Origin of the sequence: Methylocystis sp. (assembly GCF_050246715.1) — a bacterium.
Taxonomy (GTDB): Bacteria; Pseudomonadota; Alphaproteobacteria; order Rhizobiales; family Beijerinckiaceae; genus Methylocystis.
The window spans coordinates 58226-73046 of sequence record NZ_JBFWVN010000007.1; the positions used below are offsets into that span (position 1 = coordinate 58226).

Genomic DNA, 14821 nt, shown 5'->3' on the forward strand with positions numbered 1-14821 from the left:
GTAGGCGCTAAAAAACAAATGGATAGCGCTCAATTGGCCGACACGATTTTTAGCGTGGCCGGGGCAGGTCGCAAATCGGGGTAGGGATGGGGACAGCGACGCTCGACGGCAAGGCGATAGCGCTTGACGACGCCTATCGGCATGCCGCTAAAATTCTCAATGGCGCGGCGTTTCCGCTCATCGCCGGCCTCGGCGCCGACATCGCCGGCGCGCGCGCCGCGATCCTTCTGGCCGAGCGGCTGAAGGGCGCCTTCGACCATCTGGCGTCGCGCGAGACGCTGGCCGACATCGACGTCAAACGCACCTTCGGCATGTTCACGACGACGGCGAATGAGGCGCGCATACGCAGCGATTGCGTTGTGCTCATCGGCCCCGGCCTGACGCAGGCCTGGCCCGGCATGCTGGAGCGTCTCGCGCTTGATCAGACGCCACGTCGTGGCGCGCAGGCGCAGCAGCCTCGCAAGGTGATCTGGGTCGGGCCGGAAGGCGGCGAAGCGAGCGCCGTTCCCGGCGCTAAGATCATCCCGGCTTCAGCGCAAGAGCTTTGCGGCGTGCTCGCGGCATGGCGCGCCCGATTCGGCGGACGGCCGGTCACGCTCGATCCCGAAAAAGTCACGCTCATCGACGGCCTCGTCGAGACGCTCAAGAATGCGCGCTTTGGCGTGTTCGTCTGGTCGGCGTCCACGCTCGATCCGCTGGCGATCGAGATGATGCAGGGACTGGTGATCGAGCTGAACGCCACGACGCGCTTCACCGGCGTTCATATCGGTGCCCGCAGCGGCGCTTCCGGCGTGACGCAGGCTGCCGGCTGGATGACCGGCTTTCCGCCGCGCACCGGCTTTGGCCGCGGTTATCCGGAGCATGACCCATGGCGATTTGAAGCGACGCGGCTCGTCGACAGCGGCGAGGCCGATGCGGCGCTGTGGATTTCGGCTTTCGACGGCGAGCAGCCGGCCTGGTCCCGCGCCGACATTCCGCTCATCACGCTGGTGCCGGCCTCGGCGGCGCCGTCGCGGGGGCTTTTCATCGAGGTCGGTCAGCCCGGCGTCACCCATGATTCGGTGCTGATGAGCCAGGAAACCGGCGGCATGACGCTGCGTAAAGCAAGCTCGCTGACCAACGCGCCGAGCGTCGCAGAGGCGATCGGCGCCATCATGGCGGAAGTTTCGGAGGGCGCATGGCGCTGACAGTTTTGCGCGGCGGCCATATCGTCGATCCGGCGACCGGCCAGGATTCGATCGGCGACGTCTGGTTCGAAAACGGCCGCATCGTCGAGCGTCCCGAAGGCCGCAGCGCCGATCAGGAGATCGACGTCTCAGGCCATATCGTCATGGCCGGCGCGATCGACATTCATTCGCACATCGCCGGCGGCAATGTGAACACGGCGCGGCTGCTGCTGCCCGAACTGCATCGCGCGATTCGCGCGCGGCTCGCCGGCACGCCGCTGTCGACCGCCAAATGGTCGAGCTATGAGATCGGGCGTATCTATGCGCAGATGGGCTTCACCACCGTCGTCGAGCCGGCGATGGCGCCGCATCACGCCTTGCAGACCCATCTCGAATTCAACGATGTGCCGATCATCGACAAGGGCGCGCTCACCGTGCTCGGCAATGACGACTTTCTGCTCGGCATGCTGCGCGACGGCGAGAAGGACGGCGCGATAAACGATTATGTCGCGCAGACCGTCGAGAACACCCGTTCGCTCGGATTAAAGTGCATCAATCCCGGCGGCGTCGACGCCTTCAAGGAGAACATGCGCGCCTTCGGGCTTGACGATGTCGTGCCCTTTTACGGGCTGACGTCGCGCCAGATTTTCCAATCGCTGCAGAAGGCGACCCAGGCGGTGGGCATCGCCCATCCTCTGCATCTCCATATGAACAATCTCGGGATCGCCGGGAATATCGATACGGCGCTCGCGACCATCGACGCCGCGCAGGGCCTGCCGCTCCATCTCGCCCATGTGCAGTTCTACGCCTATGGCAAGGAAGGCAAGAACGGCTTCTCGTCGGCCGGCGCGCTCTTCGCCGAGAAGATCAACGCGAATCCCAATGTCAGCGTCGACGTCGGTCAGGTGATGTTCTCGGACACGGTGACGATTTCGTCGGACGTTCTGAAACAGTTCAACAGCCTGCCCGGCGCGATCCCGAAAAAGGGCGCGATCTTCGACGGCGACGCCAATGGCGGCGGCATCGTTCCATACGTCTACAAGATTTCGAACTACTATAACGCCATTCAATGGGCCGCGGGGCTGGAGCTCTTCCTGCTGATTGAAAATCCCGAGCAGGTGTTCTTCACCACCGACCATCCCAACGGCGGTCCGTTTACCACCTATCCAGAATTGTTCGCGCTGCTGATGAGCGCGGATCTTCGCGCGGAGTATCTTTCGCGCCTGCCGGCCGAGGTTCTGGAGCACACCACGCTGCCGTCGCTCTCGCGCGAATATACGCTTTACGAAATCGCTCAGATGAGCCGCTCCGGCGCGGCGAAGCTCTTTGGATTCGAAGATCGCGGACGGCTTGGCGCCGGCGCCGTCGCCGATATCGCGGTTTATAAGCCCGGACGCGACGTCGCCGGCATGTTCCGCCGCGCGGCCCTCGTGTTCAAGGACGGCCATCTCGTCGTGCGGGACGGCGAAGTCTCGCATTATACGCGCGGCAAAACGCTGCATATTCGCCCGCGCTACGATCAACAGATTACAAAGCGCCTCGATACCTATTACGACGATCTTTACGGCCTGCCGCGCAGCATTTTCGACGTGCCCGACGCCGCGCTGCCGCATAAGGACGCCTTCGCGGAGGTTCCATGCCGGATATAATTCGCAACGGCGTAAGGATCGACGACAATTTCGCCGAAGCCTTCCCGATGAGCGGGACGGGCATTCTGATCACCGCGCCGAACGCCAAATGGGCGCGGCAAGCGGGGCTGACGATGACGGGCTTCGCCACGTCCGTCATCGGCTGCGGCTGCGAGGCCGGCATCGATCGCGAAGTGCCGCCTGAGGAAACGCCGGACGGGCGCCCAGGCGTGCGGGCGCTGCTCTTCGCGATGTCGTCGAAGGACGCCGAGAAGCAGCTCGTCAATCGACTTGGCCAATGCGTGCTGACCTGTCCCGGCTCGGCGGTCTATTCGACGGTCGTCGGCGAATTCGAAATCAAGGTCGGCGACGCGGTGCGCCAGTTCGGCGACAAATGGCAGATGTCCAAGGTCGTCGACGGAAGGCGCTACTGGCGCGTGCCGGTGATGGACGGCGAATTCTTCTGCGAGGGCAAGGTCGGGCTGACGAAGAAATCCGTCGGCGGCGGCAATCTTTTGATCATGGGCGCCGACTGGGACAAGACCATGCGCGCGACCGAGGCCGCCGTCTCGGCGATCGACGGCGTCGCCGACGCGATCGCGCCATTCCCTGGCGGCATCGTGCGCTCGGGCTCCAAGGTCGGCTCGCAATATAAGGGCATGAGCGCCTCGACCAATGACGCGTACTGTCCGACCTTGCGCGGGGTGACGAAGAGCGCGCTCGACGAAGATATCGGCTGCGTGCTCGAAATCGTCATCGACGGGCTGACCGACAACGCCGTGAGCGAGGCGATGCGCGCGGGGCTGCGCGCCATCATCGAGATGGGGCCGGAGCAGGGCGCCAAGCGCGTCGGCGCCGGTAATTACGGCGGCAAGCTCGGCCCGTTCCATTATCATCTGAAGGATTTGCTGCCGTGAAGCCCTTTACCTTCACGCTTCGCCAGGAGCCGCCGCAGCGCGTCGATCTTGCCCCGTTGACGCCCGATCGTCTCGCCGGCAAATCCATCGCGCAGATCGAAGAGATCGAACTCGGCGTGACGCGCATTTCGACGAAAGTCGGCGACCTCTTCAAGATTTCAGAAGGCGATCTGAAGAATCTTCGCTATGAGGGCGGCTCGTCGCGCTTCGATCTTCTCGGCGCGAAACTGTTGCCCGGCTTCGCGATCCATGTCGAAGGCGATGTCGGCGCGCAATGCGGCCGTCTCGCCAAGGGCGGCTCGATTACTGTCGCCGGAAGCGCTGGACCGCATGCGGCGTCCGGCAATCTCGGCGCCGATTTGGAGATCAAGGGCGACGCCGGCGACTTTCTCGCCGGGCCGCTCGCCGGCGAACTCGCCGGGATGGCCGGAGGCCGGATTATCGTGCGCGGCAAGGCTGGCGAACGCGCCGGCGACCGGCTGCGTCGCGGCATTATCGTCATCGAGGGCGACGCCGGCGAAGATCTGGGCGCCCGCGTCATCGCCGGCACCATAATCTGCCTGGGCGAGGCCAAGGGCCGGATCGGCTATCTCAACAAGCGCGGCTCGATCGCGCTCGCGCACGGCGGCTGCTTCGGTTCCACCTATGTCGATTGCGGCGCGCATGAACTGACGTTCGCGCGGCTTTTCGCCCGCAGCCTGCGCGACCACAGCGCCGCGGTGGCCGATCTCCTGTCGCAGAAGCTGCGCCGCTATGGCGGCGACACGGCGGTCTATGGCAAGGGCGAGATATTGACGCCCGACTGACCGGCATTACCCTTGCTAGAAGCAAACGTCCGCCGAGCGGGCGCTTAGCAAGGAGATCGCGATGAATTTCGTCGAACTCATCCTTACCGTCTGTACGCTGGCGCAGCCCGCCGCCTGCGACGAACGCAAAATCGTTCTCGAATCCGCCACGGGCTCGACCAACAATTGCATGATGCAGGCGATGCCTTATATCGCTCAGTGGTGCGGCGAACACCCGCAACTGACCGTCACCAAATGGCGCTGCGCCCGGCCGGGATCGGAAGGCGACAAGATCTGATCGAGGCGTTCGGGCGCCGTCTATCCATGACGAATGAATCGAATGGACGATCGGCCGGCGCCCTTTGCGGCGCCTTACGCGCCTCCCGACGAGAGCTTCGCTGAGGCTTTCCTGAAGTCGCGCCCGGACGCCGCGACGCGACACGCCACAGAAGAAACTGCGTTGACGCTCGTGCGCGGCATTCGCGCCAGGCGCGATCTTTTCGGCGGCGTCGAAGACTTTCTCCACGAGTTCTCGCTCTCGTCGCATGAGGGTCTCGCGGTGATGGCGCTCGCCGAGGCGCTGCTGCGCGTGCCCGACGACGCCACGGCCGATCAACTCCTCGCCGACAAGCTCGTTGAAGGCGATTTTTCTCATCATGAGTCATTGAGCGATGCGCTGCTCGTCCAGGCCTGCGCTTTCGCGCTGGGGATTTCGGCGCGCATCGTCGACGTGACCGAAGCGCGCGGGCTTGTCGCCGATCTCGCGCGCCGGCTCGGCGCGCCGGCGCTGCGGACTGCGTCCCGCCAGGCGATGCGGCTGATGGGCGCCCATTTCGTCTTTGGCGAAACCATCGAAGCGGCGATTGGACGCGCGCATGGACGGCGCGAACGCTTTTCCTATGACATGCTCGGCGAAGGAGCGCGGACCGCGCAAGACGCCGAGCGTTATTTTACGGCCTACGCCCACGCCATCCGCGCCATCGGCGACTCGGCCGGGACCGCGCCGCCGCCGGCGCGCCCTGGCATTTCGATCAAGCTGTCGGGGCTGCATCCGCGCTATGAGGCGATTTCGCGCGATCGCGTATTGCGAGAATTGCCGTCCCGTGTTCTCGAGCTGGCGCGTCTCGCCAAGGACCGCGACCTCGCTTTCACCATCGACGCTGAGGAGGCGGATCGCCTCGAACTGTCGCTTGATGTCGTGGCGCGCGTTATCGAAGACGCCTCTCTTTCGGGCTGGGAGGGCTTCGGCCTCGCCGTGCAGGCATATCAGAAGCGCGCATCGGCGGTGATCGACTATGCCGCGTCGCTCGCGGACGCTTACCATCGGCGGTTGATGGTTCGGCTCGTCAAGGGCGCCTATTGGGACAGCGAGATCAAGCGGGCGCAGGAGCGTGGCCTTGCCGACTATCCGGTGTTCACCCGCAAGGCGATGAGTGATCTCAATTTCGACGCCTGTGCGGCGCGGCTCTTCGCGAAGCCGCGTCTTTTCCCGCAATTCGCCACCCATAACGCCCGCAGCGTCGCCTCCGTTCTGACCATGGCGGGCGAGCGGCGCGACTTCGAGTTTCAGCGTCTGCACGGCATGGGCGAACAGCTGTATGAGTCGCTCGCGGAGATCAGCGACGCCGCGGTGCGCGTCTATGCGCCCGTCGGTCCGCACCGCGATCTGCTCGCCTATCTCGTGCGGCGCTTGATCGAGAATGGCGCCAATTCCTCTTTCGTCGCGCGCGCCGCCGATCCCGATACGCCGGAAAGCGCGCTCGTCGCTGACCCATACAAATCGCTCGGTGCGCCGGAGCGCGCGCGCCACCCGCGACTGACGTTGCCAAGCGACATCTATTTTCCGCTCCGCGCCAATTCCAAAGGCGTGGAATTCGGCGATCGGACCGCGCTTTCCACGCTGATCGATGAAACGCACGCGGTTTTTCCATCGCCTCGCGCACGCCCGAGCGTTGAGACGCGAATCGCTGCGCGCGAAATTCTGTCGCCAATCGACGGCGCCGTCGTCGGTAATGTGATCGAAGCCGACGAAGCTGCCGCGCATGCCGCGATGTCCGCCGCCGCCCGCGCCATTCCGGATTGGGCGCGCACGCCATTCGAAACTCGCGCGAGAATGATCGAACGCGCGGCCGATCTCATTGAAGCGCGGCGCGGCCCGCTGATTGCGCTTCTGCAAAGCGAAGCGGGCAAGACTCTCGACGACGCGCTCGCCGAAGTCCGCGAGGCGGCCGATCTTTGCCGCTATTACGCCGCCCAGGCGCGGATCGTCTGCGCCGACACGCCGCTCCCGGGCCCGACAGGCGAAGCCAATGTTCTGCGTCGCCATGGACGCGGCGTCTTTGTTTGCATCTCGCCTTGGAATTTTCCGCTGGCGATATTCATCGGCCAGATCGCCGCGGCGCTGGTTGCGGGAAATTCCGTCGTCGCCAAGCCCGCCGAGCAGACGCCGCTCGTCGCCTCTATGGCGATCGACATTCTTCGCGAGGCGGGCGTTTCGAAAGATGCGTTGCAATTCGTTCCCGGCGAGGGCGCGATCGGCGCCGCGCTTGTCGCCGATCCGCTGACGGCGGGCGTCGTTTTCACCGGCTCGGTCGAGGTCGCGCATCGCATCAACCGCATGCTTGCCGAGCGCGACGGCGCGATTGCGCCGCTCATCGCCGAAACCGGCGGGATCAATGCGATGATCGTCGATTCGACGGCGCTGATCGAACAGGTCGTCGACGACGTGCTGACTTCCGCCTTCCGGTCGGCCGGCCAGCGGTGCTCGGCCTTGCGGCTCTTGTGCCTGCAAGAGGAGATCGCGCCAGGCTGTCTTAAGACGCTCATCGGCGCCGCGCGCGAGTTGCGCGTTGGCGATCCGCGCGTGATCGGGACTCACATCGGTCCAGTCATCGATAATGAAGCGAAGGCGAAGCTCGACGAATATCTGGCGCGTCAAAGCGCAGCCGGGCGAATCCTCTATGCCGGCGCCGCGCCAGCGACGGGAATTTTTGTTGCGCCGCATATCGTCAGGACCGATCGGATCAAAGACTTACAGGAGGAAATTTTCGGACCCGTGCTGCATGTCGCGACCTGGCGGTCGGGACGCCTGTCGCAAACGCTCGCCGAGATCGAAGCCGGCGGATATGGACTAACGTTCGGCATGCATACGCGCATCGAACAACGCATTCGCGCGCTGTCGCGCGAAGCGCCGGCCGGCAATATCTACGTCAATCGGAACATGATCGGCGCCGTCGTCGGCAGTCAGCCTTTCGGCGGGTTCGGCTTGAGCGGCGCCGGACCCAAGGCGGGCGGGCCGGATTATCTATTGCGATTCCTTCATGAGACCACGCTGACGATCAACACCGCGTCATCGGGCGGCGACGCCAGCCTGTTGTCGCTTGAAGAATTCGACGAACTTGATCGCGACAAATTGGCGCAAAGGCGCAACTTGAAGTCACATCGCTGACGCTCCACTTCACTAACGTTTCCATACCGATCGTCGGCTCTATCGTTGCTGAACTGCGGCTGCCCGGCGATCGTCCGATCACGAGGGAGATCAGCATGGCCGAAGAAAGCAAGCTGCCAACGTCAAAGGAATCTGTTCAACCCCCCGGCATTTTCGATTGGCATCCTTTCGAATCCTTCCGGCGTCAGTTCGATCGCCTGTTTGACGAATTTCCGTCGCGCCGAAGCCTCACCGACTTTCAGCCGTTTGACCGGATGATGTCGCAGTGGTCGGCGAGCCCGCCGGTCGATTTCGTCGAGAAGAACGGCGGATATGAGATCACCGCCGAACTTCCCGGCCTTGACGAAAAAAGCGTCGACGTGAAGCTCTCGAATGGCGTGATTTCGATTTCCGGCGAGAAGAGCGAAGAAAAGGAAGAGAAGAAGGAAGGCTATTATTGTTCGGAGCGTCGCTACGGCTCCTTCCGGCGCGCTTTTAGGGTTCCCGAAGGCGTCGACGCGGACAAAATCACGGCGGACTTCGAAAAGGGCGTGCTGAAAATCACGCTGCCCAAGACGGCCGAAGCGAGGAAGGAAGAAAAGAAGATCGAAATCGCCGCGAAATAGCGCCGCGTTTTTCGCTGGCGCCTGTCGCGCGCTGACTCAAGATCGCCAGCCGGCGCGCCCTTGCGGGGCGCCGGCGATTTCATGTTTCTGCGCCGGGCGACGCATCAGCCGCGGCAGCACGAGATGCGGCAACACGCCCTCGCGAATGACGGCGCGTCGCAACGGGCCGAGCGCCGCCATGGCGATGAAGCCGGCGCCGCGCAGCAAATCAACCGGCAGATAGGGAATGATCAGCGATCGGTTGAGCAGATCGACGCCATGCGTTCTAAAGCCGATGTCGGCGCGCCGGTGTCGGTCGTAACGCGCCAGCGCGCGCAACAATTCGCGCGGATTCTTTAGATCGACGCTGGCGAGGCAATCCTCGAGGTCGGCCACGTCGCGCAGGCTTAAATTCAATCCCTGCGCGCCGATCGGCGGAAAGATATGACAGGTCTCGCCGACCAGCGCGAGTCTCCCCGTCGCATGTTTCGATACCTGCATGCCGCCCATTCGGAACTGTCCGACGTCGCCTTCGATGCGCATCGCGCCGAGTTCCGACTTGGCGTAATCCTCGATTTCATATTCGAGCTCTTCGCGCGGCTTGGCGAGTCGGCGTCGCGCGTCGGCGACGCTCATCAGCCAGACGAGGCTCGACCGGTTGGGCGCGTCCTCGCGCGGGGGCAGGGGCACCAGCGTGAAGGGTCCCGAGCGCGTATGATATTCCGTCGAGACATTTTCGTGAGGAAACTCGTGGCGCAGAAGCATGGTGAGCGCGATCTGCGGATAGGTCCATTCCCTCACGTCAATGCCGGCGACGGCGCGGGCGCGGCTGTTGCGGCCATCCGCCGCGACGATGAAATCCGCCTTCAAGCGTCGCCCGTCGGCCAGAACGGCGACGGCGCCGTCGCTGTTGAATTCGTAATCCGCAATATCGGCGTCGATGATTTCGACTTCAGGCCGACCGCGACAGAGATCGAGCAGGATCGCGACGAGGTCGTCGTTCGACACATTGACGCCGAGCGCCGGCAGGCCGACCTCGCGGGCGCGCAGGCTAAGTTCCGGCACCGGCAGAAACTGGTCGGTGTCGTCGATCATATGGATCGCCTCGACCGCGCAGCCCTGCGCCTTGACGCGCTCCAAAGCGCCGAGCGCGTCGAGGAAACGGACGGAGCTTTCAAACAGCGCGACGGTGCGTCCCGGCAGCGGCGGCGGAATTCTTCCGGCGAGCGTGGTTTTGAATCCAGCGCGCGCGAAAGCGAGCGCCGCGGCGAGACCCGTCGCCCCGGCGCCGGCGACGAGAATTTCCGATGGGCGGTTTTCTTGCGCCATTTCCATGTCAGCCAGTCTCCTTCCGCCTGTTATAGCGTCAGACGTTTCGAAGCGCGAGCAAGGCGGCTTTGGCGAGGCGACTTTGGCGAGGCGACTTTGGCAAGGCGGCTTTGGCAAGGCGGCTTTGGCAAGCCGGCTTTGGTCCGCGGCGCGCGGCGGTGTAGTCTTGCGTCCCGCGTCTTCACTTCTCGCCCGCGCCCCACGTGACCTCTTCCCGGCTCATCGGCCTTTCCGTCCATCTCTTCACAGCGAGCGGCGCGGCGCTCGGCATGATTGCGCTGTTCCTTGCGACGGAAGGGCGCTTCGCCTCCATGTTCGCCTTGCTGGGCGTCGCGCTCATCGTCGACGCCGTCGACGGGACGCTGGCGCGGCGTCTCAAGGTGACTGAGACGGCGCCTTTCATCGACGGCGTCGCGCTCGACCTGGTCGTCGATTTTCTCAATTATGTGGTCACGCCGCTTTTGGCGCTGTGGCGTTCGGGCGTGATCGAGCCGGCCTTCGCCGGCGCCGTTTGCGCCTTAGTCGGCGCCTTTTCGGCGCTCTATTTCGCAGATCGGCGAATGAAAACCTCAGATTACTGGTTTCGCGGATTCCCGGCGCTCTGGAATGTCGTCGTTTTCTATCTTCTCGTCTTGCGGCCGCCGGCCAATGCGAGCCTTGCGGTGGCTTTGGCGGCGACCGCGCTCATGTTCGCGCCGGTCGTCTTCATTCATCCGTTGCGCGTGACGCGCTTGCGTCCCGTGACCATCGTCGTCACCGCCATCTGGGCGGCGGCGGCGATCGCGGCGGTGATGCAGGACCTTGCGGCCTCTTCGTTCGCCGTAAAGGCGGCGTTGGTTGCGACGGGATGCTATTTTCTGGTTTTGCCGCTTTTTCGTCAGGGCGGCGCGATCGCGAAAGGAGAGGTCGATGGTTAAAGCGATTCGCGTGCATCAGCCGGGCGGGCCGGAGGTTCTTCTCATGGAGGACGTCGATCTGCCGGCGCCGGCCGACGACGAAGTGCAAATCCGGCATCGCGCCATTGGCGTCAATTTCATCGACATTTATCGCCGCTCCGGCGCCTATCCGGCGGATTATCCCTTCATCCCCGGACATGAGGGCGCCGGCGAGGTGATCGCCGTCGGCGAAAAGGCGAAGTCTTTCAAAGTCGGCGATCGGGTGGCTTATGTCGGCGCGCTCGGCGGCTATGCGCAGGCGCGCAACATCGCCGCCGATTCGGTGATCCATTTGCCGAAAGGCTTCAGCTACGAGCAGGGCGCGGTGATGATGCTGAAAGGGCTGACCGCGCAATATCTGCTGCGCCGGACCTTCAAGGTGAAGAAAGGTCATCGCGTCCTCGTCCATGCCGGCGCCGGCGGGGTCGGGCAAATCCTCTGCCAATGGGCGAGCGCCCTCGGCGCGAAGGTCATCGCCACCGTCGGTTCACCTGAAAAGGCGAAGATCGCGGAAGAGGCGGGCGCCAAACACACGATCCTTTACCGGGAGGAAAATTTCGTCGAACGGGTGCGTAAATTGACCAAAGGCAAGCTGTGCGATGTCGTCTATGACGGCGTCGGGCGCGCGACCTTTCCCGATTCGCTCGATTGCTTGGCACCGTTCGGCATGTTCGTCAGCTTCGGCTCGGCGTCAGGTCCGATCGCCGCTTTCGACATCGGCCTTCTGGCGCTCAAAGGTTCGCTTTACGCCACGCGCCCGTCGCTCTTCACCCATATCGCGCGCCGGCGCGATTATGAGGCGATGATGGACGATCTCGTCCAAGCGGCGAAGCGCGGCTTCGTGTCGCTCGGCGATCCGGCGCGGTTTCCGCTGGCCGATGCGGCCAAGGTGCACGCCGCGCTCGAATCACGGGACACCAGCGGCGCCATGGTCCTAATTCCATGATTGCGCCATAATGGGTCCCGCGAAAAGCAGCGCTTCAGCAACAAACTTTGACATGTGTTGCAATTAGACCACTGGCCGGCTGAGTCTCCACGCAACTCTTTGTTAACGCGTTCAGATTTTGCGTCGGCGACGCGCCGTTTGCGCCGTATTTTCGCAGGTTTTCCCCGCTTTTCGCCTTGGGAAACGAGGCGTCGACAAATTCGCCCTACGCTTTCGACGCAAATCGATTATGCTTCGCATGTTCCGGCTTTGAGGTTCCTCCCGCCTCTCGATTAGCCCGAACCGCCTTCAAAAACCCGGCGCCCGAGCCGGGTTTTTTTCTTATTGGCGCTCGGCAACACTGCAGTTTGTATTGCAATTTTTTGGGAAGGGCCCCATCCTTGTAGTGCGGTCGCCCTACTCGCGGGCTTTGGGCCGCGAAGCATGAGGGTTGCAACGCTGTCGACAGGTGTTCATCCGGGGGCGGATCCTGTGCCGCTCCGGCCGGGAATTGGCGCAGGAGCGCCGTTGGCCGGCTCAATCGTGCAAAAGGTTCTCGCCAGCCTGGACGAAACGAAGGCCGAGGACATCGTCTCCATTGATCTGCGCGGCAAGACCGCCCTCGCCGATGACATGATCATCGCGACGGGACGTTCGACCGTGCATGTCGGCGCCATCGCCGACAAGACGATCAAGGCCCTGAAGGCCGCGGGCGTGGTTGCGCCGCGCGTCGAGGGCCTGTCCCAGTGCGACTGGGTGCTGATCGACGCCGGCGACGTCATCGTCCACATCTTCCGCCCCGAAGTGCGCCAGTTCTACAATCTCGAAAAGATGTGGGGCGGCGACCGTCCGGTGGAGATTCGCCTGGTTTGACGGAGTGGACCAAGCGTCTCCTTGGGATCGCTTGTCAGTCTGCCCCTCTTGCTGGGCCGCCGGATGAAACTGGGCCTGATCTGCGTCGGCCGCCTGAAGGCCGGTCCGGAGCGAGAACTCTATTCGCGATACGCCGAGCGCATCGGCGCTTTTCGGCGACTGGGGCTCGAAGGCATAGAGCTCAAAGAGATAGACGAGAGCAAGGCGGCCTCCGCAGCCGAGCGGTCGTCGCGTGAAGGCGCCGAACTGCTCGCCGCTCTGGTGCCCGAGTCGCGACTTGCGGCGTTCGACGAACGCGGCCAGGCGGCGACGAGCGCCGCCTTTGCGAAATTTATCGCGGACGAAAGAGATCAGGGGCGTAAGGCGCTTTGGTTCGCGATCGGCGGCGCCGAAGGGCTTGATGAGAGCGTGCGCGCTCGGGCGACCGCGGTCTTCTCCTTTGGCGCGATGACGCTGCCGCATCAGCTGGCGCGCATTCTGGCTGCGGAACAGATCTATCGGGCGATGACGATTCTGTCCGGCCATCCCTACCACAGGGCGTGATAACCGACGAAGGCTGGACCGTTTTCGTCTGGCGCGGGGCTTTTGGAGCCCCGCGTCTTTTTGCATCCCAAGCCCCAATCTCCTCGTCGGCGCAGGCATGGCGCTCATCTGGAGATTGGCGCGTTAGATTTCATTCTTAATAGCAAACCCAAATCCAGCCGGCGGGAGTCCATCTCCAGCACCGACCGACGCCATAGGGATACCAACGGCCGCCCCAATAGCGGCCTCGTCCCCAGCCGCCGCCATGGTGCCAACCGCCGCCGTGGCCGCCCCAGCCGCCGCCATGACCGCCGCCGCCCCAGCCGCCGCCACCGTGTCCGCCGCCGCCCCAGCCGCCGCCGCCGTGTCCGCCGCCATGACCACCGCCGCCGCCGTGTCCGCCGCCGCCATGACCGCCGCCGCCGCCGTGTCCGCCGCCATGTCCGGCGAGCGCGGCCGATGGCAGCGCTAAAGCGCCGAGCAGTGCGAAGACTAGGGATACCTTGCGAAGCATAGCTTTCCTCCGTTCCAGAGCCCAAGAAGTGCGTCTTTGGCGACGCCTCGTCCGGCCGCCTCGAGTAGAAGCATTCTAAATATGCCGCTCGGTTCGAGCGACAATAACGAGCGTCTCTGCTATTTTCTTGCGAGTCAAATCGATTGTCGTCCGTTACTTAACAGCTGCGGATGATTGAAAAAATCTCGCGGAGAGCCTGTCTCTGGGCATTTTATTCTTGCCTGAACTTACCTGCGCTTAGCCGGATTTTTGCGCATGCGCGAAGGCCGGATCGAGCTGCAATCGGGGGGCATCATGAACGGCAAAGGTCGAAATGGGATTGTTCGCCGCGCGACCATGAATCGACTGTGACACCTTTGACACATGACAACCTTTTTTATCGCAGTGCGACACGTTCGGTCTTGTCATATAGCAAGTGATTGTAAATGATCGATCGCTGGATTTTCATGAGGAATGGCGCATGCCCCTCCCACTGCTTCGCGCGCTGCTGCTGGCGCTCGCCATGGTCGCACAGACCGTGGCCGGCACGGCTGTTTTGGCGCGCGCTGCATCGGGGTCCCCGCAGCAGACGCTGTCGGCTTCATGTCAGCGTTTGCCGGCGGCCGAAGGAACCGGGCTGGGCGATCCGGAGAAAACTCACCGACATCACGGTTGTGAGCCGTGTTGTCGACATTCCGAGCCGCCGCCGCTTTGGACGACTGATTGGACCGACCGCGCTCCGGCGTTATTCAGTTATCGGCTGATCAGCTTCGGATTCAGAGAATTTCCCTCCTTAGCCGCGAGCGTCGATCGACGCCATCGCGCGCGCGCGCCGCCGAGCGCCTGACGCCGAAAGGCTAATGCGCGCCGCATGGGCGCGTGACGCGCATCCTTTTGGCTCTGCGCGCACTTCACCACACATCGAAAACTAGTCACGCCGACAATCCGTCCGGTGCGCCGCCTCGCCGCGTCCAACTTGAATTGGCCGCGGGTTGCAAGGGCGCGTCCGCGCGTCGGCATCGCCAGGAAGCTACTGTCATGATCCGTCGTTTTTCTCTCCTCGGAGGAGTGTCCTTCTCCGTGCTCAGCCTGTTCGTCGCCTCGGCCGCCGAGGCGCAGCAGGCGCTTCCCACCATCAACGTCGGCGGCGCGCGCGGCCCTGTGCATCGAGGGCCGGCGGGCCATAGCGCCGGCGGACCGGGACGCGTCACCACCG

The 14821-nt window shown here is 63.7% G+C and carries 13 protein-coding genes; 11 read left to right on the forward strand and 2 right to left on the reverse strand.

Going from position 1 to position 14821, the window contains the following annotated elements; genetic code table 11:
• The first annotated feature begins 86 nt into the window (after positions 1–86).
• From AB7I51_RS04940 to AB7I51_RS04970, 7 genes are all read left to right on the forward strand, one after another.
• The gene (locus AB7I51_RS04940; RefSeq protein ID WP_428403184.1) at positions 87–1187 is read left to right on the forward strand and encodes a formylmethanofuran dehydrogenase; all 1101 of its coding nucleotides are present in this window, start codon (positions 87–89) and stop codon (positions 1185–1187) included.
• Positions 1178–2815 carry a formylmethanofuran dehydrogenase subunit A gene (locus AB7I51_RS04945; protein ID WP_428403183.1) on the forward strand — a complete coding sequence of 546 codons (1638 nt, stop codon included), beginning with the start codon at positions 1178–1180 and terminating at the stop codon, positions 2813–2815. The genes AB7I51_RS04940 and AB7I51_RS04945 overlap by 10 nt, the downstream gene beginning before the upstream one ends.
• Positions 2803–3711: a formylmethanofuran--tetrahydromethanopterin N-formyltransferase gene (fhcD, locus tag AB7I51_RS04950; protein ID WP_428403182.1), complete on the forward strand. Its 909-nt coding sequence runs from the start codon at positions 2803–2805 to the stop codon at positions 3709–3711. The genes AB7I51_RS04945 and fhcD overlap by 13 nt, the downstream gene beginning before the upstream one ends.
• On the forward strand, positions 3708–4517 hold the full coding sequence (locus AB7I51_RS04955; protein ID WP_428403181.1) for a formylmethanofuran dehydrogenase subunit C: 810 nt from the start codon (positions 3708–3710) through the stop codon (positions 4515–4517). Before fhcD ends, AB7I51_RS04955 begins: the two co-directional genes overlap by 4 nt.
• Positions 4518–4578: 61 nt before the next feature.
• Complete coding sequence (locus tag AB7I51_RS04960; RefSeq protein WP_409979789.1) at positions 4579–4794, forward strand: hypothetical protein; 216 nt, start codon at positions 4579–4581, stop codon at positions 4792–4794.
• A gap of 42 nt (positions 4795–4836) precedes the next feature.
• Positions 4837–7944: a bifunctional proline dehydrogenase/L-glutamate gamma-semialdehyde dehydrogenase PutA gene (putA, locus tag AB7I51_RS04965; protein WP_428403180.1), complete on the forward strand. Its 3108-nt coding sequence runs from the start codon at positions 4837–4839 to the stop codon at positions 7942–7944.
• A gap of 95 nt (positions 7945–8039) precedes the next feature.
• Positions 8040–8549 (forward strand): Hsp20/alpha crystallin family protein, encoded by a 510-nt coding sequence (locus tag AB7I51_RS04970; RefSeq protein ID WP_428403179.1) that lies wholly within the window; start codon positions 8040–8042, stop codon positions 8547–8549.
• Between the two features lie 36 nt (positions 8550–8585).
• Here the strand turns inward: AB7I51_RS04970 and AB7I51_RS04975 are convergent, their stop codons facing one another.
• Positions 8586–9863: an FAD-dependent monooxygenase gene (locus tag AB7I51_RS04975; protein ID WP_428403178.1), complete on the reverse strand. Its 1278-nt coding sequence runs from the start codon at positions 9861–9863 to the stop codon at positions 8586–8588.
• Positions 9864–10060: 197 nt separating this feature from the next.
• Between AB7I51_RS04975 and AB7I51_RS04980 the strand changes: the two genes are divergently transcribed.
• From AB7I51_RS04980 to rlmH, 4 genes are all read left to right on the forward strand, one after another.
• Complete coding sequence (locus AB7I51_RS04980; protein ID WP_428403177.1) at positions 10061–10774, forward strand: CDP-alcohol phosphatidyltransferase family protein; 714 nt, start codon at positions 10061–10063, stop codon at positions 10772–10774.
• Complete coding sequence (locus AB7I51_RS04985; protein WP_428403176.1) at positions 10767–11738, forward strand: quinone oxidoreductase family protein; 972 nt, start codon at positions 10767–10769, stop codon at positions 11736–11738. The genes AB7I51_RS04980 and AB7I51_RS04985 overlap by 8 nt, the downstream gene beginning before the upstream one ends.
• A gap of 423 nt (positions 11739–12161) precedes the next feature.
• Positions 12162–12590, forward strand: a complete 429-nt coding sequence (gene rsfS, locus AB7I51_RS04990) for a ribosome silencing factor (protein WP_428403175.1) — start codon at positions 12162–12164, stop codon at positions 12588–12590.
• A 63-nt stretch (positions 12591–12653) separates the two neighbouring features.
• Positions 12654–13133, forward strand: coding sequence for a 23S rRNA (pseudouridine(1915)-N(3))-methyltransferase RlmH (gene rlmH, locus AB7I51_RS04995; RefSeq protein WP_428403174.1), 480 nt, complete (start codon positions 12654–12656; stop codon positions 13131–13133).
• Between the two features lie 136 nt (positions 13134–13269).
• Here the strand turns inward: rlmH and AB7I51_RS05000 are convergent, their stop codons facing one another.
• The gene (locus AB7I51_RS05000) at positions 13270–13626 is read right to left on the reverse strand and encodes a hypothetical protein (RefSeq protein ID WP_428403173.1); all 357 of its coding nucleotides are present in this window, start codon (positions 13624–13626) and stop codon (positions 13270–13272) included.
• Positions 13627–14821 lie beyond the last annotated feature (1195 nt).

Coding starts and splice junctions, on each gene's coding strand:
- AB7I51_RS04960 (WP_409979789.1), top strand. CDS start 4,579: ATGAATTTCGTCGAACTCATCCTTACCGTCTGTACGCTGGCGCAGCCC.
- rsfS (WP_428403175.1), top strand. CDS start 12,162: ATGAGGGTTGCAACGCTGTCGACAGGTGTTCATCCGGGGGCGGATCCT.
- AB7I51_RS04975 (WP_428403178.1), bottom strand. CDS start 9,863: ATGGAAATGGCGCAAGAAAACCGCCCATCGGAAATTCTCGTCGCCGGC.
- fhcD (WP_428403182.1), top strand. CDS start 2,803: ATGCCGGATATAATTCGCAACGGCGTAAGGATCGACGACAATTTCGCC.
- rlmH (WP_428403174.1), top strand. CDS start 12,654: ATGAAACTGGGCCTGATCTGCGTCGGCCGCCTGAAGGCCGGTCCGGAG.
- AB7I51_RS04945 (WP_428403183.1), top strand. CDS start 1,178: ATGGCGCTGACAGTTTTGCGCGGCGGCCATATCGTCGATCCGGCGACC.
- AB7I51_RS04940 (WP_428403184.1), top strand. CDS start 87: ATGGGGACAGCGACGCTCGACGGCAAGGCGATAGCGCTTGACGACGCC.
- AB7I51_RS04970 (WP_428403179.1), top strand. CDS start 8,040: ATGGCCGAAGAAAGCAAGCTGCCAACGTCAAAGGAATCTGTTCAACCC.
- AB7I51_RS05000 (WP_428403173.1), bottom strand. CDS start 13,626: ATGCTTCGCAAGGTATCCCTAGTCTTCGCACTGCTCGGCGCTTTAGCG.
- AB7I51_RS04985 (WP_428403176.1), top strand. CDS start 10,767: ATGGTTAAAGCGATTCGCGTGCATCAGCCGGGCGGGCCGGAGGTTCTT.
- putA (WP_428403180.1), top strand. CDS start 4,837: ATGGACGATCGGCCGGCGCCCTTTGCGGCGCCTTACGCGCCTCCCGAC.